The following is a 23,825-nucleotide window of genomic DNA, read 5'->3' on the forward strand; positions in this document are numbered from 1 at the left end:
GAATTCGTTTAAGTCTTCGATGGTAATGATTTGTACTGCCATAACGTATGTTTTAATTTGTTATGGGACAAAATTCAAGGTTATGATTTATTTTGTTTCACAACGGAGGTCGTGTTGTGAACGATTTTTTATCTAAATGATATCATCTGAGTTTTCCATACGCTTTTGAAGGGAATCATTTAATGTGGTTAAGAATTTGGTACGATCGCTTTTGCGTGCCCTGATTTCAAGGAATACGCGACGGTATTGCCCTAGGTCGATTTCGAAAGTATGTTCGAAGTATTCAGCGATGTCTTTTAAGTCGGCCGCACCATTATTAAAGACTCCTTCTGTATGCAACGCGTAAATTAGTTCGATGAGCGCTACTTTTGAACCTGTCCATGTTAATTTTACGTTCGGTTTGCGTTGTGATTTTTCTGAGTTTTCATTATTTTCTAGCATAAGTAACTGGTTTTCTAAATACAATTCGATGAGGTCATTAGCAAGTATGGTTGCTACTTTGAAATCATGTGAGGTGGCAAATGACATATCGGATTCAAAATAATAGGAATCTAATGCTAGTTTGATGTCAAATTCCCCTCTAAGGAAATATTTATAATCTAAATAGGTGCTTCCTGAACGGAAGTATTGATAAAATTCTAATTCGTTATCAAAAAAGGCTTTGAGTTTTAAGAGTTCGTTGTTGTAGTATTTTTTCAAAATTTTATTACCACCGTTGGGCTTTTTCATTTCAATTCTATACACCAGATTAAAATAAATTAGCTTTGAGGTAAATAGCGGTTTTACTTCTTTGAAAAATTGAATTTCTTCACTTTTTGATTTGAAGTTGGTTTTTGTGGCTGCTTTTTTTAGTTCGTTTATTGACTTTAAAATAACTGTAATAGCTTGCTCACACTTCTTGATTTGATCGTCTATTTCTAAATCAATGAAGTTGAGTTGTTCGTTGAGGTTGTTTAATAGGATGCTGTATTTTGGGTTCAAGAGGGATTAATTAGGAATTAAGAATTAGGATTTACGAAGTGAAACTTAAAAATTGTTGTGTAATTTTTTTTTCAATGCTTTGAAGTCAAGAAACTTTGGAGTGCTTGGTTTCTATTGTACCGTAATATGAGAATCTTACTTTATTGACAGCATCTATTCTTGTTTTATACATTTAAATTCAAAAGTTTTGCACTATCCACATCAAAGTCTTCTTCAGTTAGTTCTGAATGTAAACGTTTATTTTGCAATAAAGTTAAAATCGAATCTAAGGTTTCTTCAGTAATTAATATTTGGTTTTCTTCAAATTGTATATTCCATCCTTTTGCAAGACTAAGTTCTTGTAATCTTTGTAGAAAAAGTGGATTTGTATAATGTCCAAGATTTCTAATGGTTGTAATTTTTCTCAGATATCTTTGGTTATTACCTACACGCTGTGTTAATAAATTAATATTTACAAAAATATTCCTTTCAACAACCTCTGTATATAGAGCTTGAGCATTTGAAATCATTCCTTTTCGGAAATTTAAGCCACGTTCGAATTCTTTTTTTGAAAGTATAAAAATATAATCATTAAAGTATAAAAAGTCAACATATTTAGCTATACTAAATACATTTTCTTGTTCTAAATCCTCAAATTTATTTTCGTTAAAAAAAACATTTATTAAATCACGCGAACGTTTCATTTTCCAATTTTCTGGTAAGGTTTTAAAGCCTACAACTTGTATTCCTGCAGCATTTCTAAGAATTATCATGTATGCTTTTGATTTTACTAATTCATCTACATTCTCAATAATATCTGTCTCTGGATTTAATTCTTGAAGTTGCGTAAAAATTGTATAAAAGTCTGTTTCTTCATAAACTATAGAGCGAACTTCATCTTCTTCTGGTTCTGGACAATCGAAAGTATAAGTTTCAACAGTATTTGCACTGGTTATATGTCGAAGAAGAATATTTCTCAATTTTGTTTCAAGTTGAGCGTCAATCGGAACATATTTCACAGTGTAATGAGAAATTCTTTCTCTTTTATATTCTTTAATTACTGCAAGAGTAACATAATAACCGCTTAAATCTAAATTTTTTAGATTTCGTAGTATTTGTCTGTTAGGCATTTTCTTCTTCTTTTTGTGTTACAAAAAATAAAAACCTCGTAAAGCTTTTAATATAATAGCGCTCCCCAGATTTTACTTCATGTTTACTTATTATAATTGTTGAATTTGGTTTGTTGTCATATTTATAATTTAAATCATAAAGGTTGTATCCTGCCAATAGTAAGATTGGATTCATAAATACAGATTTACTTTTTATAGTTAGCAGTAGAAGAAGAAATAAAAAAATGCTTAATGAGACTACATCTTCAACTTTAGCTAAATCAAATCCAAAAAAAGAAACAATATATGGAATTGTGTAATTTATTAAATCGACTGAACGGTTTTTAGCGTTGATAACTGTAACAATCATATTACCTCTACTAATTGATTTAATGATAAAAAATAGTAATACCACACTTAAAAAAGCTATACTTAAAATTATAGAAATAGCAATAGGATGTTTAAAGGTTTTACATTTATCAAAATCAAAATCTTTAACTGCAAGAATTAAAAATAATGGTGAATATGCACTGATAAATAGCAATGTTGCAGTAAATAATTTTGGCTTCACTTTATTATGTTTTTTAGGAAATTATTTTTTAGTTAATATTCATTAATTGTTTTTTCTAAAATGAAAAATGAGTCATAATTTTACCGCTTTCAGTCGTAACTATTCAATAGTTTCGTTTTGAATTAGATGTATATCAGACAATAATTCTTCGGTTGTCATTAATTGTAATTTTTCTAATTTGAATGTTTATGTATTTATATAATTGTTTTAATTTAAAAAGCTAAACACTCTTTTAATTTTTTAGTTTCAATGATGATAATTTGTTCTTGTAATATTTGAATTTGATTTAAACTATTATCAGGAAATAATGGACTCAATAATTTTTCTTTTCTAATTTTTTCTAGAGCTAAATTATAAACAGCATTTTTATTTTCTGTTATTATATTGGTTTGAAAAGTTAATGGAGTGTTTTTTAATTTTTTATTTCCGACATGTCTTATTAAACTGTAATCAAAATATGGAATAATAATCGTGTATTGTTTTAATGCTATGTTGTTTTTTATATTAACAGGTGTAGGCTTTCCATTAATATCAACTTTAGGTATTACTTCGTCATATGTTATTATTGTAGCTGCTACAACTATTATGATTATTCCAATGTGTAATCCCGTTTTGGTTTTATTATTAAAATTTTCGTTAGACATTTCTAGTAGAGCAGAAAAAATTACGATTACTAGATATACAATTACAACTGGAGCTATCCAAGCTTTTGAAACATTGAGTAAAAGCGCTATAACTACACCTGATGCTGTATATACGATTTCAAGACTAGAAAAGAAAACTTCACTCCATTTCTTGTTAAATTCATCTTTATAAATATTTTTAAGTTTAAAAAATCTGATAGAAATTACCAGAATAAATAAAAAAATGTAATATATTATGTTTTCCATATCTTTTGATTAATAATTTTTATTTACAAACCCCACAAGAACTACCATTTTTATCACAGTGTTTACAGTACTTACAATTTTTACAAGCTGAACAGTCTTTTGAACCTGTGCATTTTCTGCCAGCGGTGTAATAAGTTGTAGCTCCTATTGTGGTTAGGATTAGGATTACTGTGATTAAGATTGGTTTTTTCATCGTATTTATTCTTTAATTGCATTTGTATGGGTCAGGGTCCCCAACTGCTGGTGTAAAACTGTTATTGTAGCATAAATTTAAATCTGTAGATGTAATAGATTGCTTAGTGAGTTTTACTGACAAACCTCTATTGCTATCGGGAGCTGACAACGATTTGTTTTGCTTTGGTGGAATATTATTGAATGTTAAGTATTCTGTTTTGAAAACACCATCATTCTTTTTTATGTATGCTATAGCTACAGTTATTTCATCTATGATGAAATCTGTATTGTTTGTAACAATAATATCTAAATTAGAAATACCTCCGAAAGCGTCGACTGAATACTGATTTGTACTGACTTGAATTAAACTTGTTATATTATTCCTGATTTGGATATTAAAGTAATCTTCTTCCTCGAGAATGGTATTTTCCTGATATATAGTTTCTTCTGAAATAATATTGCTACCAATTGCCAAAAAAGCTATTAAACCTATAGCTATGATTAGGTATTTGAAAAAAATACTTTTTTTAGGTTTTTGATATTCGCTTTTTTGTAACTTTTTTAAAGGTGGTGGATTCTTTGAAAGAATAGACTTTAACTCATCAATTTCATCAGCTTTTTTCCAGTCTTCCATGTCATTAGACCAAACTAGAGTGTCTTTAGTGATTTTTTGACCTTTTAATTCTTCTACACTGAAAGGGCCGCTATTGTCTTCACCTTTATGTATGTAATATTCTTTCATTCAAATTATAAACTATTAATTAAGTTGACAATTTTAGAATATTATTTATGATTTATTTTACGGTGTTTTAGTGTTTTTTTTACGGTGTTTTGGAATTTGACTTCAAGAGTGATAGATTATTTCTTGTATATAATCATTTTCATTTTGAGAGTACTATATGAATGAGTAAAGTATTGACGATTATTTCATATGTTCACTTTAATCGAGTGCGCAGATTTTCAGAGGACTCTTTGCTGAGCTAGACAGTATTCTAATTGAATGCAATTACTGGATACCAGAAAACATTAAAATGAGTTAATAAAACACTATGGATTTTTTTCACAAGCCTTTCAGGGGTTTCTTCTTTTTCGAGTTGAAAATTTTCGTAATTCTTTTGTTGTTTTAAAATTTCTCGAATTGAAATTGCTTGTTTGTATATCGTCATACCATTCAACTTTTTCGGAAAAAGTTCAAGCGGATTTATATTAGTTATTTTTTTAATCCTTTGTGGCTCTGAAAATATTTGTCCGTAATTATGATGTGGACTATATATTAAAACGTGTTTTCCACTTCCATATTCTGGTAAAACATCTAACGAAAAAATACCAGAATTAACTACGATTTCATAATTACTATAGTTAGTTAAAAGATCGTTATTGGTATAAAACTCAGGGGTAGCATAGTATACTTCATTGCCTGGAATTAGTAATTCTTTAAGTAATTTATATTGATTCCCATCTGTTTCTAGTTTGATTTTATAATAATCGTGATTAAAAACATTCCAATGCTTTCTAAAAAAATTTGAAACTAAATTATGATAAACTGGAATTTTAAATTGAAAAAAAATATTACCATTTATTTCAACATCATATCCTCCGCCAGCACGACCCTCTTCAACTGTATTTGGGAAAATTGGTAAAGGAATTATTGGAAAAAACTGTTTTATATATTCAAATGTAAAACAAAATGAAAACTGAGTTTCAGAAAACTGGGATTTGTGCATATGTTATTTTTTTTGGTGAATTGTTATACTATTAATATTTTTTTTATAATTTACAGATATAGTAACCGCGGTTTTTCAATAAATATAATTTTAAGCATTTTATCTGCATTCTTATAAACCTCACAAATTTTTCTATTATATATAATCCTCAAAGATTTCAATCATTTTATTTCTCCAATTTTCTGGTAAATCATGCCAATTTTCACCCCATTCTAAGGTTTTACTATAAGCTTTAAAAGGTTTTTCATAGGTTGCATTATATAGTAATTCTTCCTCGACATTATTTACCATATAAACAATTTTACCATTTCCATCTAAAGCATCAATTATTGATTGATTAAATCTTTCAGCATTTAGAATATTTGAATCTTTATCATGAACTACGATTGGATTTATACCCATTGAAGTTAGATATTTTACCAATCCTATGATTGAAGCTTTACCACGAGCCTTAATTATTTCAAAATCAGAAATTATCTTTAAATATTTTGATTTTTCAAGTCTTTTCAGTGTCTCTTTTATTAAAATATCTTCTGTATCTCCTTCAATTATTACAACTTTTTTGGTAAAGAATATTCTAGAAATATAGTTGTCTATTTTTAATAGCATTTTTACATAATCCTTTTCATTTTCTAGTAATTCTAAAAACTTTTCGCTTACACTAAAAGTATGACAATCAACATGGTTTCCAGAATCATACATTCGATTTAAAACTTGTTTAGGCTTTCTTGATATATCAATTAAATAAGGTGAATGTGTAGAGGATATTATTTGAGCAGATTGTGAACTTAGTTCATAGATTGCATCTCTCATTTGATTAGCTGCACTTGGATGAAGATATGTTTCAGGTTCTTCAAAACAAATTATTATAGACCTGGCGTGTTCATCTTCTTTTTTTGAAAGCCAAAGTTGTCTATATCTCAACATTCCAAAAACTGCTGCTCTAACCATTCCTGTTCCTTGATTATCAACTGATGTTTTAATATTGCTTGACATTTCAACATTGAAACTTGGTTTCAAACTCGAGGGATCACTAAGACTAGTCGTAGCATGAAGTTTTGAGTCTGGGAAAACTGAAGAAAGAACATTGTTTAATTCATCCATCATTTTGCCAAATTCTGAATTGTCATCTTTTGGGTCAAGTTCTTTAGCTAAATTGTCTAAATGTATTTGTGCATTTTTAAAATGTTCAGAGTTTTCTCGAACTGTTTGAAAAAGTTCGCTTAAAGTTGTGCTTAAAACACCAGTTCCGGTTCCTTGAATTTCATGAATACCAACATCAATTGGAATTAACAAAAATCTAGGAAGCATTTTTAAAACATTTCCAGGTATGCCACCAGGATTTTGAAACCAAGTCTCTTCCTCTGAAACTTCCCAAATTTCATCAATTAATTCTAGTTTTTCTAAAGCACTTTTACTTCTACCAATGTTAGTCTCTAATTCAGGAAAAAAATCTTCTATTATATCTTGTAATAGTCCTTTGTCAATATAATCTTGAGGTTTTTTACAATCCGCAAATTCTTCTTTAATTGTTCTAACTTTAGATTTAAATTCTATTATTACATCTTTACCTAATTCGTAAGTTTTTCTGTAAATTACAGAAAGTCCAGTATCATTAATATTTTCAGGAACTTCATATGTAAATATTCTGCCTTTGAAACCCCTCCAAGTTTTAGCCTCAATAGGTAAATTTCTGAATTCAGCTTCTAAAACAATCGTATTTGTTTCTACTTTTACTTCATTTGTTTCTGTGTCAAGAATTGAATAGTAATCACTTGAAATGAGTTGTTTTTTACCAGACAAAAGTGTCTCTATGGCTTTTATTGCTGAACTTTTTCCACAGTTGTTTTGTCCAATTAGAAAGGTAGCATCTCCAAATATAATTTTGACATTTTTCAGTCTTTTAAATCCCGAAATGTTTAAAGAATGTATTTTCATTTAGTTATTATTATTTGAATATTTCTGCCGACTAGTAGATATATTTATATAATTTTAACATATAAATTTATATAATATCGAGGTAATTAATAATGATAAATTACTGTACAATGATATTATGTTTTTTGTATGGTGTATTACGGTGTTTTGAACTTTTTTTTACGGGGTTGGATATGGCTTTGAAATACTTTTTAACCATCGAGTGTTCACATATCTATTAAAAAGTCTATTTTGGACAGTCTTTTTGATTAGCATTTGGTTAGCAAATAATAGATTCAAGCAATGGGAAGTATACTTGCTTCTAGAAAACCATATGATCTTTGAACAATCTTAGCAACTTGAAAGATTTTTTACAAATAGTTAACTATATAACTGTCCTAGTTTTAGGGTATATTGATAGCTACTTCCTGTTGTATTAAATCATTTTATTACTAATTTATTTAACAATTGCATTTGCCATAATTTGTACTCTCGTTTTTAGTTTTACAACAAGCTCCTCCAGCGCCATCAAAACCTGAAGGACATTCACAAGTACCACATATTGGTTGCAATTCTTTTGCAACGGTTATAGTCGAGACAAATAATAACGCACTTAAAAATATAAATTTTTTCATATCAAATTGTCTTTGAAGTTAATTAATTTCCTTGGCATATTTTTATTCACCTTAAAGGTTATAAAGAAATTTATTTAAGTTTAATATCATTATTTGTATTTTGGATATTTTTTTTAGTCATTTTAAAGTCTTTTCCAAAATTATAAGTAAAGCTTAACAACAATAGTCTTGATTGATTTTCTATTTTTTGAAAATAAAAATTTGAATTTTCTTTAAAATCAATTATTCTATTACTTTCTTGATTAAGAATATTTCTAAATTCTAAATTAAGATTAAGTTTATCTTGTAAATAATTTTTTGAAATTGAAAATGAAAAATCTGGTTTCGCATTATAAAAAGCATTGTATTCATAAAATTTATCAATATAAAATGAGTTTAAACTAAATAAATATTTTTTAAATATTGACCCTGAAAAAGACATATCAAAATGATTTATGTAATCATTTATTTCATTATTGTTATGGTTAAATGTTATTCTTGAAATTGCATAATTAATATTTAATCTTGATTCTGTATAAATTGGAATTGATAAAGATGTTTTTAATGATTTTTCATTAAAATCGTTCAAATTGATTGCTTTATTAGTTAAGGTTTGATTGTTGAAATAGTAAATTGTAGAAATATAATCTTTTGAGAAAGTGTAGTTAAAATTAATGTTGACGTTAAATTTCTTAAACTCTCTATATAAATCTATACTTAATTGATTATCAATTTGAGGATTAAGAAATTCTTGATTTATTATTTCGTTTCCATTTATATCAAAATAATTACTATTTGAAATTGAGTTAATACTTGGTCTTTGTAATTTTCTTCTAAAATTAAATTCAACATCTATAATAGAATCAATTTTTGTTAAATAAGTAATATTTGGAAGTATGAAATAATTTGTTTTATTAACAAAATTATTATTTTCCAATTGATATCTATTACCTATTAAGAATGAATTTTTTTCATTAATTTTTAACGAATAGCTCAAATAGTATGTAAACAAGTTTTGTTTGATGTAGTTGTTGTTTGATGTATTAATAAATTTATAATTTCTATTTGTAAATACAAAAGAATTTAAAAGTTCAAATTTTGCTCCTTTTTTGAGCAACATTGGACTAAATGTATATTCATTGAAGTTTTGTTTTGAATTAAGTTCAATAGTATTATTCTCTAGCTTACTATTAATTGAATTGTTGAGATTTATGTAATCAAAACTTAATTTCATAATAAAATTGTTAACCATTTTTCTATCATATCTTAAATTTACATTATAATTTTTAATCAAATATTGATACTGTAAATTATTTAGGTTTGAAAAAATGCTATTTGTTTCATCATTTATTACTGAAAATCTATTTTTTATATAAATTGAGCTTTTATCGTTAATGTCGTAAACATTTTGTAACGAAAAGAAAGGTTGTGACAATTTTCTAAATTGATTTATATCTATAATATTTGAATTAATGTTTTGATAACTATAATTATCCGTCTTGTTATGAATATTTGATATTTGAAGTCTTGAAGATATTTTATTAAATTTATTATTTAGACTTATACCGTAATAATTGAACTGTTGAAAAAAACCTTGTGAAAAGTCTAATGAACCTTTTATATTATTTTGAATATTTTTTTTTTGCACAATTTTAATAACGCTTTCTAATTCACCTGTTGCTTGGTTAAAATTATTTGAAACTATATAAATGTTTTTTACTTCATCAATATTTAACTTATTAAACTCCTCAACAGTTATAGGCTTGTCATTAAAAATAAAATTGTTTATTTTTTTTCCTTTAAAATATAAGTTTTTGTTATTATCAATAGTTATAAAACTTACACGTTTTATAGTTTTTTCTAAAGTTTCATTTTCAAGTATTTTCTTTGGAATTAACAATTGATAAACTCCTGCTTTATTTAAATTTGAAGTTATTTTTACTTCTTTTAATTTAATTATTTTAGTAGTGTCAATGGTGGCTAATGTATCTCTTTCTTGCGAAAAACATATCGTATTAAAAAATACCAATAAGACGTATAAATTATTTTTCATTGTATAGTAGATATGCTGAACCCGATAGTATTGTTGTTGTAATGTTAAATATCAAATGGTTATTCCAAGATAAATCTCCAAGAATACCTCCACAACTACAAGGTATGAAATAAGAAAAATATAATAAATATCCAATGTATAATGAAAAGAAAAACATTAATACAAATGATATTAAAAGCGAATATTGTATTTTATTTTTAAATACTAAATAAACTATAATTAGTTCGATAAGTAATACAATATTACCAACATATTCATTGTAACCATATGGAATAAGTGGAGATTTTGCCAATTGATAGTAAAACTTATTTAACTCAAAAATTTTACTTACAGTAGCATATAAAAAAATAAATGCCATTAAAATAGCTATTGTCTTAGGAAAATATTTTTTAAAATTCATATATTGAAATTTTTGAGTTAAAAAGTAAGTATATTTTGTTATTTTCTATGTGAAAATCATTAGCCTTTTCTATACCATTATTAGGCAAATAATAGCTTTCTAAATATTTACCCGTTTCTAAATTGTAAACATCTAACATCCTGTATTTAGTAAAATCACTCAACTTATCAGAATTACCTTTTACAAATGAAATTATATATACTTTATTTGCTGAAATTGATGTTAGCAAATTTGAATTTAGAACAGGTTTTTCAAAATAAAAAGTTGAGTCTTTTGATAGATTTACACCCTCAACTTTTTGAATATTATCAATTGTTTTAAAACGATTAATTTTATTTAGATTATTTTCTATTTTGTAAAAATTACCTTTCTTATATTGTGTAAATATAATTGAGGAATTTTTATAAGTAAAATAGCCATCAGTTTTTAATCCTCCGTCTACCTCTAAACTATCGTCTAATTGAATTTTTAATTTATTGTTTTTATTGCTTTTAATGTCATATGTTGATAAAATTGTCTTTGTATATTTATCAGTAGCAGAACGCAATAATATTAAATTTTTATTCACGGCTAATGCTCTGTCAAAACCTACATTTAGACTGACTTCACTAATTAAATCTAATTTATTAGTATCATAAATATACATTTTACGAAAATACGGGTCAAATGAAAACAAACTATCTCCTAAAATGTTTGAATTATGATTTTTATGATTTAGTTTTTTTGTTAGAAACTTTTTTGTAGTCAAGTCGTATTTTAGAATTTCATTTAGTTTTTTTGAGGAAAAATAAATTTCCTTATCATTCATGCCAGCCAAGTTATATACTTCAAAAGGTAAATTAATCTCGTTAATTTTTGTTATTTTTTTTTCTTTGAAATTTCTATCAAAATTTCCAATTTTTAAATTTTGTTCTATACAAAATTTATGAAGAGCATATATTGTAATTAAACAAAGTAATACTGATATGGATATTTGTGTTAATTTTTTTTTCATTTGGTTAAATTTAAAAACGGCTACACACTAGTTGTAGCCGTAATGTTAATTACAGTTTACCGTAATAAGTACTTCCTCCTTTAGTTTTGCAACAAGCTGGAGAAGCTGTTTCACATCCCATTGGGCACTCTGTACCATCACTGATAGTTTGCAATTCTTTTGCAATACCAACAGTAGCAACTAATAAGAATGCTCCTAAAATTAAAAACTTTTTCATAATGAATTGTTTTTTGAGTTTAATTAATTTCCTTGACTTCTTTTTATTCTCCTTCAAGGTTATAGAGAATTTGTATTTTATTTTAATTTGTTTATATCAGCATTTCTGATATAATAAGTTCACATTATTGTATGATCTCATTTAATAATCTATTATTAATTTTAACAAAATATTTTTTAAAAATAATTAGTTGTGAAAATAAATTTTTACGGTGTTTTGAAGTTTTTTTTACGGTGTTTTAAATCTAATAAACATGAATAGCACAATACTTTACATATACTTAATCATAGAATGTGAGATTTATTGTAATACAAAAACACCTCTAATATGAAAATATAGAGGCGTTTCTTTTTAATATTAGACTTTTTTAGATAAACCCTAATTTTTTGGCGCTATCAATTAGTTCTTTATCTGTAGCATCTTCAAGAACTAACTGCTTTTTAATATTAGATTTTCGTTTTTCAATAGCACTTAATGATAAAGGGATAAATTTTGGAAGGTTTATTGTTTTAATCCCTTCAGCAATTAATTGAAGTATTTTGCTATCATAATTATCCCAATTGATATTTTTCTGAATTAATATCTTTTGTGCTAAAACAATTGATTGACTCAAATATATTTCATTCTCTTCAATGCTTTTAAATATTTCGGGAAAGCATTTATAATTAATGTCGCTTTTTGCAATAAAACCCTCTGGATTTAATTCTTTAATAATTTGATTTACCCATAAAGGTTCTTTGTGCATAGAGATGATAATGATTTTACAGTTTGGGAATTTTTGTCTTATGTAAACCGCAACGTCGCTTCCTGAGTAAAGTTTTTTATCTTCATAAGAAGGAAGACTAATGTCTATGAGTGCAAAATCTATTGTCTTCTCATTTAAATAATTATTATTTACTGTATTGAATGCTTGCTCACAATCATATGCAAACGAATAAATTGCCTTTTCATACCTCTTTATTTTTTTTAAGAGTACGTGATAACTATCCACATTAATTGGATGGTCATCTACAATCAAAAAAGACTTTTGCGAATTATTTTTAACATCCATTAGAACTACTTTACTATCAAAATTAGTTAAAATTAATTAAAAAAATTACGGTTTTACCGTAAAATCAACTTTTTGAATCCAAATAAATTGCAAAAAAAAATGCAGTTTTCTTATATTTTAGTTGATCAATCAGAACATACTAATGCTATTTTAGAGCATATCAAAGAATTTGATGAGTTTTTGTGTGTTTCTGTTTGCACTTCAAGAAAAGAAGCCATTAATAAAATACTTGAATTACGTCCCAATTTAGTATTTCTCTCTCTTTGCACTTCTCAAAATGAAATAAATGCTATTTCATTTTCTATAATGAGTGAGTTGCATGAATTTTTAGAAGAACTGCCTTCTTTTATCATTTTAAACCCATCGAAAGATTTAGCTTTTGAAGCTTATCAAAGAGGAGCAACTGGCTATTTATTAAATCCGATTGATCCAAATGAGTTAAGGAAATGCTTATTACGCTATCAAAAAAACCATAAATCACTACATAAGAATACTATTTCTATTAAATCTAATGGCGATTATAATTTTATAAAATCTAATGATATTATATATCTCAAAGCTGATAGTAATACGACTGATTTTTATTTAACATCTGGTAAGGTAATAACAGCATATAAAACTCTTAAATATTTCGAAAAGCTACTACCATTTTACTTTTTTAGAATTCATCACGGTTATATTATTAATATTCAACATGTAAGTAGAATCAATTTAGGGAAGAATAGCTGCTATTTGCAAAATAATGAAATCGTTCTTCCATTTTCTAGAACCTATAAATCCAATATAGATACCATTATTCTTAAAATATCTTAACTAAAATCGGTTGAGTTATTATTAAAAAACTACCAGTTGCTCTTATCGATAGTCTAGTTACTAAACAAGCTTAATAAATTGATTTTCAATTGATTGAACTTAATAAATTTGACTATTCCAAAATCGGAATATTAAAGCTTTAATAGGTGTTTTAGTGTAGGGAAAAGACATTAAAACGCTGCTGTGAAGACTTCCCTTCTTTTCAGAAAAATCAAATGAATTGTTGCGTCCAGAAGACACGACACAAGAAACTATTTCTAATTTTTAAACTGATTTTTTATGAAAACTAATTTTTTATTTAAGCTATTATTAGTAGCTATTACATGTGTAAGCTTATATTCTTGTACCGCAGATGAAATTGAAACAAAACCAGAAACCAAAATTCAAACTAACCAAACAGCAAGAGAAGGTGATCCTTTAATAATAAATCCTCGCTAAAAAGAATGACCATGTTTTACATGGTTATTTTTTTTTGATTAAATTTGAAAAAAAACAATTTGAAGAATTTATATACTCTATTTTACTATATTATGTTATTCCTTTTGTTTTCTTGTCAAAAAGAATACAATAGAAAAATAGATTCTTCTTTATTTCAAACTGATATTTATAAAAAAATAAATTCCCTTGAAAAAATTAATTTCTTAGACTCACTCGCAAGTAATTCAACTCAAAATAGAAATGATTCTTTACATAGGAAATTTTTGTTTGATTTGTCAGATGAATATTATTACATTAACCAAAATAAAAAATCATATTCAATATCACAAAGAGTACTTAAACTCTCATTGAATGCAAATGATACTGTATCAATAGCAAAAGCTTATTCCTACATTGGCGATTATTATCAGATATCTCATAAAGACAGCGCCTATTACTATTATCAAAAGGCTGAAAAACTCAATAGACTTTTGAATAGAAATTATCATATTGGGAAAATACTTTTTAAAAAGGCCTATATTTTATTCTTTGAAGGCAATTACATTGAAAGTGAAGCTCAAGTAGCTAATGCGTTACTTTATCTGAAAAATGAAAATGATGCCGAAATGCTATATGCCGCTTATACTTTGATGGGTACAAATATGGAAAAAATTGAGCAGTATCCAGAAGCGCTTAATTATCAGTTACAAGCAAAAAATGTAATAAATAAGATTGAAGGTACAAATTCTAACATTGAAAAGAAGTATTTGTATAAAATACAATCTTCAATTAACCTTGCGAATATTTATGAAAAAACAAATCAACTTGATAACGCAATTGAAGAACTTGAACTTATTTTGAAGCCAGATTTAAAAGAAAAGTGGCCTCTGGGCTATGTTTCAGCAATAGGAAACTTAGGTTATTCAAAAATGAAAAAAGGTTTAATAAATGATACTGATAAGTATTTTAAAGAAGCTTTGAGGTTTTCAATTAAAAATAACTTCGAAAATAACAAAGTATATCAATTAAAAAATTTAGGAGAATATTATGCAATTGTTAAAGACACCACTTTATCTATTAAATATCTAAATCAGTCCCTTCAATTAGCACAAAAGCTTAAAATGGGTGATGAAATAAAAAAGTCCTTACAATTACTTTCACAAGTTGATTACAAAAATGCTACTTTTTATGATAAAAAATATATTGCTATTAGTGATAGCTTAACAAAAGCCCAAAGAATTAATAGAAATAAGTATGCACGAATAGAATATGAAACATCAGTTGTAGAAGATGAAAATAAATTATTAAGTACTAAGAATACTTATATTTTGATTGGTTCTATTGTTATGATACTTATTTTATTTTCTATTATTATTCTTAGATATATAAAAAGTCAAAAACGAGAAATTGAATTTAGAAAATCACAACAAAAAGCAGAAGAGGAAATATTCGATTTATTAAAAGAGTACCAACTTAAGCTAAGCATAGCAAAAGAACTTGAACAAAATCGAATTTCTAAAGAATTACATGATAGTGTAATGAATAAACTATATGGTGCCCGTATGCAACTCGGTATTCTTAATGAATATAATGAAGAAGAAATAAAAGAAAAAAGGTTAATTTATGTGGATTTACTTCAAGAAATAGAACAAGAAATTAGAACAATTTCACATGATTTACATACTGAAATTAATGAGACACAATTTGACTATACTAATTTACTTTCGAATCTAATTCATTTGCAAAATGAAATTGGAGCCACTAATTTTTCTCTTGAAATTGAGCCTGAGATAACTTGGGATTCTATAGACAGTTTAATAAAAATTACTGTTTTCAGAATCGTTCAAGAGTCATTATTGAATATTTCAAAACATGCTAATGCAAGTACTTGCCATGTTAGTATTTTATTAGATGATGATCATTTAGTTTTGGAAATTAAAGACGATGGTATTGGGTTCGATTTGAATGCAACAAAACAAGGGATTGGTTTACAAAATATCCAAGAAAGGGCTAAAACAATTAGTGCTATTTTGGAAATTAATAGTAAACCCAATAAAGGAACAACTATCAGGTTGAAAGCAAAAATCGGAAGTTTATAGAGCTCCCGATTTTTTTATTGGCGTTTCTTTGAACATAAACTTATCCTTTAGAAGTTTCATATCCTCACTTACTTTTCTATCCAGTACTTTTGCATAATGTTGCGTAGTGCGAAGGTTTTTATGTCCTAGCATTTTGCTCACGCTTTCTATAGGCACGCCGTTAGTTAGCGTTACCGTTGTGGCAAAGGTGTGTCGGGCAATGTGAAAGGTTAGTTCTTTCTCTATTTCGCAAATAGCTGCTATTTCTTTTAGATAAGCATTCATTTTTTGGTTAGACAGAATAGGAAGTAGCTTATCTTCATTATGGCATTGCGGGTGGTTCTCGTATTTATCGATAATCATTTGTGTTACAGGAAGGATTGGAATTTTAGATGCACTTTCAGTTTTTTGGCGGTGGGTAAATATCCATTTCTCACCATCAATTCCATAGCTTATATGCGACTTTGTTAGGTTTTTGACATCTATGTAGGCTAAACCTGTAAAACAGCTAAAAAGGAAGATATCGCGGACTAGAGAGAGTCTTTCTGTTTTGAAGTCTTTGTTGATAATGTTTTGAATTTCGTCTTCAGTTAGATAAACTCGCTCCACTTCTTTGACTTTTGATTTGTAGTTTGCGAATGGATTTTTGTCTAGCCAGTCATTGGCCAAACAAAGCTTGATGATTTTATTGAAGTTTTTTAGGTATTTTACTGCTGTGTTATTAGCACAGTTTCTAACGCTTCGCAACCAAAACTCGTAATCTGTTATAAAGGCATGATCAATCTTTGTGATATCGATATCGGAAATATTGTATTTCCATTGCATGAACTCAATGGTATGTTTCAATGAAGTAGTGTAGCGTTCTAGTGTTCCAGGAGAGTATTCTTTGCCAACAAGCTCTTTAATTTTGTTGTTGTGGTCTTCGAAGATAGGGACGAGCATGCGCTTGGTTTCAGTTAAACCAAATAATTCATTCTTTAAATTCTCAGAAGTAATTTTGATGTCTTTTTTAAAAAGTCTCTTTTCCGCTTCTAAAACTTGATTTTTTAGATAATCAAGATGACTATTGATTGTTCTAGCTTCTTCAGAAGTACCTTTAACTTTACTACCTTCTGAAGACCATTTATCTGGATTAATAGATTTGTTGGTACTAAACTCAAAACGCTTAGCGTTCACTGTAACTCTGGTGTAGATTGGACAAACTCCTAAATTGTTGACTTTTGCTCTCTTGATGTAAAAGAGAATGGATACGGATGTGTTCATTATTGGTTACCTTAAAGTTAGTATTAAATTTATTCGATTTAATTACTACACACAAGATGTACATTTTTTGTATATGCTATTGAACACCTTGTAGTAGCGGTGCTTTTGTTGCGAGGAGTCACTTAAATTTTAATTTTTTAGTGACACCTTGAAAGACACCTAAACTTTGAGATTTAATGAATAATTTGATATTGCCCTAAATGAAAAAACCCACTAAATTGTTGAATTTAGTGGGTTTTAGTACCGTTTGCTTTTCAGCTGGCGGAGAAAGAGGGATTCGAACCCCCGGACCTGTTACAGTCAACAGTTTTCAAGACTGCCGCATTCGACCACTCTGCCATTTCTCCAATAAGTCGTGCACTACTTCCGTATTGCGAGTGCAAATATAGAACGATTTTTTATTTCTGCAAACGTTTTCAAAAGAAAAAAGTAAAAAAAATACACTTTCCTCTTTACCCATTTCCCAACCATTTGAATGTCAGTAAATAAATAAAACTAAATTTTTAATAAAAAATCAAGAACAAGTGCTAGAACAAAGTCAAAGTTTCATTCGTACCGCTTTCTTTTCATATGCATAGCAACTAAAGAGATACTTTACAGCATGACAAACTATGCGTGTAGTCTAATGTTAACTATGCAAAGTGCAACATAAGAAACTTCGGACTCTGTGTACCTCCCTCAACACAATCCACTTCCAAAAACCAGCAACTCCATTCATTACTCTAATAAGAACTACTTCAACCGTTGCCTGAGGCACTCGAAGGTAAAAGGTAATAAAAAAATCCGTAACCACCTTCGCTCCCCCTAGGCGGACCCGTTTCATCCGCGTTCCCTTCCAAGTGCAACGCCTTTGCGTACTTTTCGAAAAAACTTTGCATACTTTGCGTTAAAAAACACGTACTAAAAATTCAATATCTTTGTAAAAAAACAATGCAATCAAAACTATACTGTCTAGAAAGTGTACCCAATATCACTACCCAAACATCCAGGATCATCCTACCCTCTCTAGAAAAACTAGCATTACAATACAACATCACCAACGTTTACCAAACCTGTGATAGCATTGAAGGATTAGAAGAAAGTCTAAGTACACTGCTTTATGAAGACCGAAACTTCAATAACTACGAAATCATCTACTTCGTATTTAAAGGAAAAGACAATAACATCATTATTGATAATTATTTATACAGTTTAGAAGAAATAGCCGAATTCTTTGAAGGTAAACTCACCAACAAACGCATCCATTTTGCCAATACCTTACAACTAGACCTAGATTCCGAAACCGCTCAATATTTCTTAGATGTCACAGGAGCTATTTCCATTTCAGGCTATCGCAACCCAGCACCAATACTAATTACCATTATCGACAATCCGTTCTTCGCCTTATGCCAAGAACATGATGACGTAACCGATATTGTAGAAGAATTATTTAAAAAGCATTACCCCTTAGCTAAAGCAATGGGATTTACTTTGCATTATTAATTACAAATACTTTGCAATCTCTTCCGCCTGGATACTATGATGCGAAACACGATACACGACTACCCCATCTTTCAACACAATTATCTGTGGCGATTGATGTATAACATTCAATTCATCCGCAATAAAATTAGAAACACTTCTATACGAAAGTAAATCCAAATAATTAAAATCTGCTTTTGAAACCAATAAATCATTACCGCTAACCAAGCGTTCTTTTGCATAAGCACTAATACCACAAGTCACACTATCTTTAAAGATAATTTGTGGTTTCTCGTTAGATTTTTCAACAATATCTTTTACTTGTTGCTCAGTTGTAATTGGATTCCAGTTTTTCATATTTATTATTTTTTATACAAAAGTATAACAATCAATTATCCTATAAAAAAAAGGGACTTATTTCTAAGTCCCTTTTTAAAAATTTTAATCAATATTTATTGAATTATAATAAATTCACTTCGTCTGTTTAATTGGTGTTGTTCTCTAGTACAAGGCACTTCATCTGTACAATTATTTAATAATTGAGATTCACCATATCCTTTACATGTTAAACGCTCTTTGGCAATTCCTTTCTTAATTAAATAATCACGTGTTGAATTTGCTCTAAAAGTTGACAATCTTAAATTATAAGCTTCACTTTGTCTACTATCTGTATGCGAACGAATATCGATTTTTAAGTTAGGATACATTTTCAAGATTTCAATAATTTTTGCCAACTCTACTTCTGCATCAGGTCTTATAAAATACTTATCTAAATCAAAATAAATAGTAATGTTTAATAATTTAACCAAATCGTCACCTGGCTTAGTTTTAATAACCTTCGGAGCAACTTCAAATACTTGATTATTTTGTTCAATTCCTTTAACTCTAAATTCTTTAGCTAAATAGCTATCATTTGCTACAAGAATATAAAATTCTCTATCAGTACGAACATCATTAAAGCTAAAATTACCTTGAGCATCTGTTACTGTTTCAGCAATCTTATTTTGATTTGCATCTAAAAGAGTAATTTTTGAATCAGCTATAGGTTCTTTAGATATTTCATCTATAACCTTATTAATAATAATCCCTTTTTTAGGCTCTGGATTTACTTTTACTTTATAGATATCGTCATACCCTTTTCCCCCATCTCTATTTGAAGAAACAAAGAAAATATTTTTAAATGGACTCTCTACAAATCCAAAATCATCACGCTCACTATTAATTGGAGCTCCTATATTATGAAAACTAGAGTAGTTCCCATTTTCATCTGGTACTGATTTAAAAATATCCAAACCTCCCATACCAATAAGTCCATCAGAAGAAAAATATAAAGTAGCATCAGAGGCAATAAACGGAAAAGTTTCTCTAGCTTTAGTATTAATTTTATCTCCTAAATTTTCAGGTTTTCCATAACTACCATCATCGTTGATAATAACTTTATACAAATCAGAATTCCCATAACCTCCTGGCATATCAGAAGCAAAATACAATGTTTTTTCATCAGGGCTTAAAGCAGGATGTGCAAAATTGTACTCATTATTATTAAAAGGAAGCTCTGTGATTTTACCCCATTTACCATTCTCTAAAGATGCTTTAAAAAGTTTAAGTTTAATTACTTTATCTTTATCCATAACAACTTTTCCATTGTTGTAATTGTTACGGGTAAAATACATGGTTTTACCATCTTTTGTAAAAACAGGACTAGATTCATGATATTTCGTATTAAACTCATCCACAATCTCATCAATGTAAACCGCTTTTGCTGAATCACTAAACTCTGCTCGATAAATATTCAAAAAGTTTTGATTGGTCCACTTATCAATTTTTTTATTATTCTTTTGAGGAATACGATTTGATACAAAATACATTTTCGTATCTTTAAAATATCCTCCATAATCTGAAAATTCAGAGTTGATACCAGCATCAGTAATTGTAAATTTATCTAAACTATTGTTTATATCAACTAAATACAATTTATTTTTTACATATAACTCTCCACGATAATCATTCGTTAAAGCATAAAATTTTTCCATCATCTTATCGGCTTCTTTATAAGCTTTTACTGCTTTTAACGATTGAGAATAACGAAAATAATACTCGGGGTCAAAGGTTTGGTTTTTCATTTGAAACAACTTGTCATACCAAACTTTTGATTTATCTAACATGCCATTGAAATAATAGGAATCTCCTAATTTCTGAAATAGTTCAACTGAAACATGACCTTTTTCTGCTACTTTTTCATAAATGGCTATAGCATCAATATAGGAGTATCCTTCATATTTTTTCTCTGCTATTTTTTCTTTTACTTCTTGTGCAGAAACAGAAAAAAAGCAACCTATACTTAATATACTTATAATTAATTTCATAATATCTAATTTTAGAAGAATCTAGGGTTTACAACTCGATCTGATTTTTTATTAAATTCATATCGAAGAAAGAATTCGTGCGAACCTGAATTATAGTTAGCTAATTTTGTTGTTTCCATATCATAAGCATAACCAATAAACCAATTGTCTGAGACTTGGAAACCTGCTAACATACTACCTGCAGCATCCCATCTGTAAGCAGCACCAAGAGTGAAACGTTCATAAAATAAAAAATTAGCCGATAAATCCATTTGTAAAGGTGAACCTTTAATAATTTTTGAAAGAAAGGCTGGCTTAAATTTTACATCAGGAGAAATTTCAAAAACCCTACCCATTATGAAATAATAATGCATACGCTCTGCTGCTACAGAATTTTGAGAAAATGTTCCTTGTCCTTTATCAAAATGTTTTGTCTCTAAAAAATTAGGTACCGATAAACCAAAATAAGTATTATCTGAGTAATAATATAAACCTGCTCCTACATTTGGAGAAAACTTATTATCTATATTATATTGTGCTAAAGCATCACCAGGATTATAAATATTAAGTTTAGTAAAATCTACATTTAAAAAATTACCAGTAGCTTTTATACCAAATGCCAATTTATAGTTTAACGAAACTGGTATGGAATAAGAAAAATCAATTGATATAGAATTCTCGTCAGAAGGCCCTATACGATCATTTATAAACGATAGACCTAAACCTAAATTTTCATTTCTTAATGGGGAATGAATTGTAAATGTGTTCGTAACTGGAGCTCCATCCAATCCTACCCATTGATTTCGATGTAAACCAAATACACTTAAAACATCTCTACTTCCTGCGTATGCCGGATTTATATTAATAGTATTATACATGTATTGTGTAAACTGCGAATCTTGTTGTCCAAATGAGGGCAACCACATTATGATTACAAGAATAAATATTTTTTTCATGATGTATTATTTTATTTTTTTAAAGAGGGAAGTCAAATAAATCCCTCCCTCTTTTCAATTATCTATTAATATATAAATATCCTGAACGCTCTTTATGTTTTCCTTGATTATTCACATATTTCACTATGTAAAAATAAGTACCAACAGGTAATTCAGATGCTTGATTGATGGTTACTCTTCCTTCAGAAATACCTCTAAAGTACTTTTGATTTTGACCGTATCCCTTAGTTTCATATACTAATACTCCCCATCTGTTATAAATTTCAACAGAATTATTTGGATACAATTCAATGTTTCGAATAACAAAAACATCATTATCACCATCTCCATTAGGTGTTACTAAATTAAAAATTTCTAACTCATCCTCAGATACTGAATGATTATTAACTTCTAAATAATCTGGAATACCATTTCCATTTGCATCATTTGGACTATTTGGATTGTTTCCAATTTCCTCACCATTTGTTAAACCATCACCATCACAATCACCATCTAAGAACTCTTGAGATTGTGGCAAAGTTATATTTTCCTCAACAGATTCACATGGATTTAGAGGATCTGTTCCGTCAATGACTTCTTGACCATTAGTCACTCCGTCACCATCACAATCTGCATCTAACCAAAGACCACCTTGTGATAACAGTACATGATTAATTTGATAATCACATGAATCTGTAGGATTTGTTCCATCAATAACCTCTTGTCCATTAGTTACACCATCACCATCGCAATCTCCCTGTAACCAAGTTAAAGTTGGAGTTGTATCTTGATTTGCGGCTACTAAATCACAAGGATTAGATGGATTAGTTCCGTCTAGAGCTTCCTGTCCATTAGTTACACCATCTCCATCACAATCATTAATTGGAAAGTCTAAACAACTACCTATTACAATTGCAACTGTTGCAACATCACAATTTGTTGGATTTAGTATCTCACATATTTGATATTGAATTAAATAACTTCCTGCTGGCGTTCCTGCAGGAATAAAAATAGAACCATTAACATCAATAGTTAATCCTGAGATACCATCATTATCAAGCAAAGTAATAGTTATTTCACTATCTAAAACAGGCAAACCATTTAAAGTGTCATTCAAAGTAATATCACCTGCAATTCCTCCAACAACCCCATTAAATAAAGTAGATGAATAATCATCATTAACAGCGTTGATAACTGGTGGTACTACGGTAACCAAGGTATTTGCTGTATCACAATTCGTTGGATTTAATACCTCACAAATTGAATACGTAACTGTATACGTTCCCGCTGGTGTACCTGGTGCTACGGTAATTGTACCGCTTGCATTTAATGTTAAGCCTGTTGGAACCGTTACTCCTGTTAAGGTAACCTCTGATGGATTGACTACTGCTCCATTTAAAGTATCATTTGTTAAGACAGAAGCAGTTGTTGCGCCTGTGTAACCATTGATTGGACCATAAGCATCTGCTACTGCATCTATTGGTGCTGCAGTAACTGTTACTACTGCATTTGCTGTATCACAATTCGTTGGATTTAATACCTCACAAATTGAATACGTAACTGTATACGTTCCCGCTGGTGTACCTGGTGCTACGGTAATTGTACCGCTTGCATTTAATGTTAAGCCTGTTGGAACCGTTACTCCTGTTAAGGTAACCTCTGATGGATTGACTACTGCTCCATTTAAAGTATCATTTGTTAAGACAGAAGCAGTTGTTGCGCCTGTGTAACCATTGATTGGACCATAAGCATCTGCTACTGCACACAAACCATTATTTACAGTTACACTAGAACCTGTTGCTGTACAAGTATTATCTGTTGTTGAACGAACACGTAAAG

22 protein-coding genes and 1 tRNA gene are annotated in these 23,825 nt (G+C 28.5%); 4 read left to right on the forward strand and 19 right to left on the reverse strand.

The features are described 5' to 3' along the window. Positions 1-132 precede the first annotated feature (132 nt). From Q0075_RS00580 to Q0075_RS00640, 13 genes are all read right to left on the reverse strand, one after another. A complete protein-coding gene (locus Q0075_RS00580; RefSeq protein WP_297867820.1) occupies positions 133-981 on the reverse strand; it encodes an RteC domain-containing protein in 849 nt (282 codons plus the stop codon). A 164-nt stretch (positions 982-1,145) separates the two neighbouring features. After that, positions 1,146-2,090: a Kiwa anti-phage protein KwaB-like domain-containing protein gene (locus Q0075_RS00585; RefSeq protein WP_297867821.1), complete on the reverse strand. Its 945-nt coding sequence runs from the start codon at positions 2,088-2,090 to the stop codon at positions 1,146-1,148. Then, positions 2,083-2,640: a hypothetical protein gene (locus tag Q0075_RS00590; RefSeq protein WP_297867822.1), complete on the reverse strand. Its 558-nt coding sequence runs from the start codon at positions 2,638-2,640 to the stop codon at positions 2,083-2,085. The genes Q0075_RS00585 and Q0075_RS00590 overlap by 8 nt, the downstream gene beginning before the upstream one ends. A gap of 212 nt (positions 2,641-2,852) precedes the next feature. Beyond that, positions 2,853-3,530: a hypothetical protein gene (locus Q0075_RS00595; RefSeq protein ID WP_297867823.1), complete on the reverse strand. Its 678-nt coding sequence runs from the start codon at positions 3,528-3,530 to the stop codon at positions 2,853-2,855. A gap of 205 nt (positions 3,531-3,735) precedes the next feature. Next, positions 3,736-4,446: a DUF4339 domain-containing protein gene (locus Q0075_RS00600; RefSeq protein ID WP_297867824.1), complete on the reverse strand. Its 711-nt coding sequence runs from the start codon at positions 4,444-4,446 to the stop codon at positions 3,736-3,738. 250 nt (positions 4,447-4,696) lie between these two features. Next, on the reverse strand, positions 4,697-5,428 hold the full coding sequence (locus Q0075_RS00605) for a hypothetical protein (RefSeq protein WP_297867825.1): 732 nt from the start codon (positions 5,426-5,428) through the stop codon (positions 4,697-4,699). A 135-nt stretch (positions 5,429-5,563) separates the two neighbouring features. After that, on the reverse strand, positions 5,564-7,366 hold the full coding sequence (locus Q0075_RS00610; RefSeq protein WP_297867826.1) for an AAA family ATPase: 1,803 nt from the start codon (positions 7,364-7,366) through the stop codon (positions 5,564-5,566). 440 nt (positions 7,367-7,806) lie between these two features. Then, positions 7,807-7,980 carry a hypothetical protein gene (locus Q0075_RS00615; protein ID WP_297867827.1) on the reverse strand — a complete coding sequence of 58 codons (174 nt, stop codon included), beginning with the start codon at positions 7,978-7,980 and terminating at the stop codon, positions 7,807-7,809. A gap of 70 nt (positions 7,981-8,050) precedes the next feature. Further along, entirely contained in the window at positions 8,051-10,012 is a 1,962-nt protein-coding gene (locus tag Q0075_RS00620; protein ID WP_297867828.1) for an outer membrane beta-barrel protein, read from the reverse strand. Continuing rightward, positions 10,002-10,412 carry a MauE/DoxX family redox-associated membrane protein gene (locus Q0075_RS00625; RefSeq protein ID WP_366797976.1) on the reverse strand — a complete coding sequence of 137 codons (411 nt, stop codon included), beginning with the start codon at positions 10,410-10,412 and terminating at the stop codon, positions 10,002-10,004. Before Q0075_RS00625 ends, Q0075_RS00620 begins: the two co-directional genes overlap by 11 nt. Continuing rightward, positions 10,402-11,406, reverse strand: a complete 1,005-nt coding sequence (locus tag Q0075_RS00630) for a hypothetical protein (protein WP_297867830.1) — start codon at positions 11,404-11,406, stop codon at positions 10,402-10,404. The genes Q0075_RS00625 and Q0075_RS00630 overlap by 11 nt, the downstream gene beginning before the upstream one ends. A gap of 49 nt (positions 11,407-11,455) precedes the next feature. After that, on the reverse strand, positions 11,456-11,623 hold the full coding sequence (locus tag Q0075_RS00635) for a hypothetical protein (protein ID WP_297867831.1): 168 nt from the start codon (positions 11,621-11,623) through the stop codon (positions 11,456-11,458). Between the two features lie 367 nt (positions 11,624-11,990). Next, positions 11,991-12,674: a response regulator gene (locus tag Q0075_RS00640; RefSeq protein ID WP_297867832.1), complete on the reverse strand. Its 684-nt coding sequence runs from the start codon at positions 12,672-12,674 to the stop codon at positions 11,991-11,993. 72 nt (positions 12,675-12,746) lie between these two features. On the opposite strand from Q0075_RS00640, the gene Q0075_RS00645 reads away from it, so the two are divergent. From Q0075_RS00645 to Q0075_RS00655, 3 genes are all read left to right on the forward strand, one after another. Beyond that, complete coding sequence (locus Q0075_RS00645; protein WP_297867833.1) at positions 12,747-13,487, forward strand: LytTR family DNA-binding domain-containing protein; 741 nt, start codon at positions 12,747-12,749, stop codon at positions 13,485-13,487. 279 nt (positions 13,488-13,766) lie between these two features. Continuing rightward, positions 13,767-13,925 carry a hypothetical protein gene (locus Q0075_RS00650; protein WP_297867834.1) on the forward strand — a complete coding sequence of 53 codons (159 nt, stop codon included), beginning with the start codon at positions 13,767-13,769 and terminating at the stop codon, positions 13,923-13,925. A gap of 59 nt (positions 13,926-13,984) precedes the next feature. Then, a complete protein-coding gene (locus Q0075_RS00655; protein WP_297867835.1) occupies positions 13,985-16,003 on the forward strand; it encodes a sensor histidine kinase in 2,019 nt (672 codons plus the stop codon). Here the strand turns inward: Q0075_RS00655 and Q0075_RS00660 are convergent. Further along, entirely contained in the window at positions 15,998-17,245 is a 1,248-nt protein-coding gene (locus Q0075_RS00660) for a site-specific integrase (protein ID WP_297867836.1), read from the reverse strand. The genes Q0075_RS00655 and Q0075_RS00660 overlap by 6 nt on opposite strands. A 259-nt stretch (positions 17,246-17,504) precedes the next feature. Further along, a tRNA-Ser gene (locus Q0075_RS00665) sits at positions 17,505-17,592 on the reverse strand. A gap of 583 nt (positions 17,593-18,175) precedes the next feature. Between Q0075_RS00665 and Q0075_RS00670 the strand changes: the two genes are divergently transcribed. Next, positions 18,176-18,727, forward strand: a complete 552-nt coding sequence (locus tag Q0075_RS00670; RefSeq protein ID WP_297867837.1) for a DUF6642 family protein — start codon at positions 18,176-18,178, stop codon at positions 18,725-18,727. On the opposite strand, the gene ytxJ is transcribed toward Q0075_RS00670, so the two are convergent. The 4 genes from ytxJ to Q0075_RS00690 all read right to left on the reverse strand — a co-directional run. Then, on the reverse strand, positions 18,728-19,063 hold the full coding sequence (ytxJ, locus tag Q0075_RS00675; protein WP_291108595.1) for a bacillithiol system redox-active protein YtxJ: 336 nt from the start codon (positions 19,061-19,063) through the stop codon (positions 18,728-18,730). It lies immediately after the preceding gene. 95 nt (positions 19,064-19,158) lie between these two features. Then, a complete protein-coding gene (locus tag Q0075_RS00680; protein ID WP_297867838.1) occupies positions 19,159-21,072 on the reverse strand; it encodes an OmpA family protein in 1,914 nt (637 codons plus the stop codon). A gap of 11 nt (positions 21,073-21,083) precedes the next feature. Continuing rightward, positions 21,084-22,007: a type IX secretion system membrane protein PorP/SprF gene (locus Q0075_RS00685; RefSeq protein WP_297867839.1), complete on the reverse strand. Its 924-nt coding sequence runs from the start codon at positions 22,005-22,007 to the stop codon at positions 21,084-21,086. 58 nt (positions 22,008-22,065) lie between these two features. Next, on the reverse strand, positions 22,066-23,825 hold a 1,760-nt coding region (locus Q0075_RS00690), incomplete at its 5' end, for a gliding motility-associated C-terminal domain-containing protein (protein WP_297867840.1).

Source organism: uncultured Flavobacterium sp., from assembly GCF_937967675.1.
Lineage (GTDB): Bacteria > Bacteroidota > Bacteroidia > Flavobacteriales > Flavobacteriaceae > Flavobacterium.